3 protein-coding genes and 1 rRNA gene are annotated in these 3,025 nt (G+C 64.9%); 1 reads left to right on the forward strand and 3 read right to left on the reverse strand.

The annotated features are described in order from the left end of the window. Window positions 1-110: ribosomal RNA gene (gene rrf, locus JF66_RS16700) — 5S ribosomal RNA — on the forward strand; the annotation flags it as partial. Between the two features lie 303 nt (window positions 111-413). Here the strand turns inward: rrf and JF66_RS16705 are convergent. The 3 genes from JF66_RS16705 to paaI are packed head-to-tail and all read right to left on the reverse strand — an operon-like array spanning window position 414 to window position 2,847. Next, window positions 414-1,016: a TetR/AcrR family transcriptional regulator gene (locus JF66_RS16705; RefSeq protein ID WP_035879791.1), complete on the reverse strand. Its 603-nt coding sequence runs from the start codon at window positions 1,014-1,016 to the stop codon at window positions 414-416. Between the two features lie 37 nt (window positions 1,017-1,053). After that, window positions 1,054-2,373 (reverse strand): phenylacetate--CoA ligase PaaK, encoded by a 1,320-nt coding sequence (paaK, locus tag JF66_RS16710; RefSeq protein WP_156109866.1) that lies wholly within the window; start codon window positions 2,371-2,373, stop codon window positions 1,054-1,056. Window positions 2,374-2,391: 18 nt separating this feature from the next. Next, window positions 2,392-2,847: a hydroxyphenylacetyl-CoA thioesterase PaaI gene (gene paaI / locus JF66_RS16715; protein WP_369798053.1), complete on the reverse strand. Its 456-nt coding sequence runs from the start codon at window positions 2,845-2,847 to the stop codon at window positions 2,392-2,394. Window positions 2,848-3,025: the final 178 nt, after the last annotated feature.

Raw genomic sequence — 3,025 nt, forward strand, 5'->3', positions numbered from 1 at the left:
GCTATAGCAAGAGGGAAACGCCCGGTCACATTCCGAACCCGGAAGCTAAGACTCTTTGCGCCGATGGTACTGCAGGGGGGACCCTGTGGGAGAGTAGGACACCGCCGGACTTAACTTAGCAACACACTTGAAAGCCACCCCACGGGGTGGCTTTCTTGCGTTAACCCGCCTGTCCGCTGGTCGAGGCGCGACGAAGGAGCGATCGAGACCCCGCGACCTGCGCCTGGAGGCTCGGCTCACCGGGTCTCGAGTCACGCCGTAGACGGCGTTCCTCGACCAGCGAACCCCCTGCCCGCTGCTCGAGGCGCGACGAAGGAGCGATCGAGACCCCGCACGCCGACCCTGAAACCGGCCCACCGAGTCTCGATCGCTCGTACCTCGCGCCTCGACCAACGAGAAACGGCCGGGTGGGTTCAGCGGGGCGTACGCAGGCCGTCGAGGGCCAATTTCAACACGTCATCGGCCAGCTGGACGGCATCTTCGGGGCCCTCCGGGCGGTACCACTCGGCGATGGAGTTCACCATGCCGAAGACGAGCCGGGTGACGATGCGCGGGTCGATATCCGCTCGAACGCTGCCCTCTCCGCGTGCCTGTACGACCAGGGCAGAGACGGCGCGGTCGAAGGCACGCCGGCGGGTCAGCGCCTGTCGCTCCACGTCGGAGTTGCCACGCACTCGAAGGAGCAGGGTAACGGAGGGGAGTTTGGCGGTGAGCACCTGAACGGCACCGCGGAGCACGTGTGCGAGGCGGTCGATTGCCGAGCCGGTGAGGGCGCCCGGTTCGAGCAGTACCCCCTCGAGTCCGGTCAGTGCCTCGTCAAGTGCCAGCGCCAACAGCTCCTCCTTGGAAGAGAAGTGGTGGTAGATGGCCGCTTTCGAGAGATCAAGGCGTGCTGCCAGGACTCCCATCGAGGTGGCGTCGTAACCGTACTCGTTGAAGGCCGCGACGGCGATATCGAGGATGGCGCGTTGGTCGTAGCCGGGGCGCCCGCGTTTGGTTGTGTTCACGTCAGACATTGTTCACATTCTCTCACGCAGGCGTCCCTGAGCCCGGTTAGCGCCTGTCGTAGACGCGCTTGAGTTTTCCGACGCTCCGCTCAAGGGTGCCGGGTTCGGCTATCTCCACGTTGACGGTGGAGCCGATCTGGTCTTTGATGCGCGCGATCAGCGCAGCGCGAGCCGTGTCGGAGGAGGCGCCGTCGGCGTGCTCATGGCGCTCGATGCGCACGGTGAGCTCGTCCATGCGGCCGGGGCGGGTGAGCTCGAGCACGAAGTGAGGCGAGAGGTGCTCGATGCCGAGCACGATCTCCTCAATCTGCGTGGGGAAGAGGTTGACGCCGCGCAGGATGATCATGTCGTCGTTGCGACCCGTGATCTTTTCCATCCGGCGCATGCCGGGTCGTGCCGTGCCGGGCAGGAGGCGGGTGAGGTCGCGTGTGCGGTACCGGATCACCGGGAAGGCCTGCTTGGTCAGGGACGTGAAGACGAGTTCTCCGGTGTCTCCGTCAGCGAGGGTGGCTCCCGTTTCGCCGTTGATGATCTCCGGGTAGAAGTGGTCCTCCCAGAGATGGGGGCCGTCCTTGGACTCGATGCACTCGTTACCGACTCCCGGGCCCATCACCTCGCTCAGCCCATAGATGTCGAGCGCGTCGAAGTCGAGACGATCCTCGAGCTCAAGGCGAAGCTGGTTGGTCCACGGCTCGGCGCCGAGTACGCCGGCCTTGAGGCTGGACCGGCGGGGGTCGAGGCCGGCCGACACCATGGCGTCCGTGATGGTCAGCAGGTAGCTGGGGGTGGAGAGAATGACGTCGGGCTGGAAGTCATTGATCATCTGCACCTGCTTGTTGGTCTGTCCGCCCGACATGGGGATGGCGACCGCGCCCAGGGCTTCGATGCCCGCGTGGGCGCCGAGTCCGCCGGTGAAGAGGCCATAGCCGTAGGCGTTGTGCACCTTCATGCCGGGGCGCACGCCCGACGCGCGGAGGCTGCGGGCAACGAGGCCCGCCCAGTTGCGCAGGTCCTGCTTGGTGTAGCCGACGACGGTGGGGAGGCCGGTCGTTCCCGAGGAGGTGTGGATGCGCGCGACCTGATCCATGGGCACGGCGAACATACCGAAGGGGTAGGAGACCCGGAGGTCTTCCTTGGTGGTGAAGGGGAGGCGCTGCACGTCATCGAGGGTGCGAATGTCATCGGGGTGAACACCGACGGCATCAAACTTGCGCGTATAGAGCGGAACATTCGCGTAGGCGTGTCGCACCGTCTGCTGCAGGCGGCGCAGCTGCAGGGCGAGAATCTCGTCCCGGGACATCCGCTCCTCCGGGTCGAGCTCATCGAGGGACGGGGCGTGCAGGCGAGTCTTGGTCAGCGTTGACATGGTGCCTCCGGGAGCAGGTTAGTTGTGGGCGCGGGTGGGCGTAGCGAGGTTCGTGGTGCGACTGCGACCGCGGAATTCCGCGATGGGATCGTTGTGCTCGTCGGTTACGCGCACGTCGTAGAGTCCGGAACGCCCACTCTTGGTGCGGAGTACGGCGGTAGCGGTGAGTGTCTGACCGAGCCTTGTGGGCTTGAGGAAAGTGATGTCGGCACCGGCCGCAAGGGTGACGTGATGGTCATCATTGCAGGCGATGGCGAAGGCCGTGTCGGCGAGGGCAAAGATGATTCCCCCGTGGGTGACGTCGAAACCGTTCAGCATGTCTTCGCGAATGGGCATGGAGACGATGGCGCTGCCCGGTTCGGTGTGTTCCACAACCATGCCGAGGGCGGCGGATGCCCGATCTCGCTTCATCATGGCGTGATGGGCCGGCTCGGTGGTGTCGCTCGGCGCTGCTGCGTGCGGGGATGCATTCAAGTGGGGTTTCTCCTCGTTGAGTGACCTGTGCGTGAAAAGTTCGTGCCGCCGGCGGGGCTTGCTGTGCCGATAGTGTGACTATATACTAACTGAACGATCGGTTGGGAAAGATTCGCCGGCCGGCTGTAAAACTCACGAGCGCCAACGACGACCAGGAGTCAATGATGACAACCCCCGC

It is taken from the genome of Cryobacterium sp. MLB-32, assembly GCF_000738085.1.
GTDB lineage: Bacteria > Actinomycetota > Actinomycetes > Actinomycetales > Microbacteriaceae > Cryobacterium.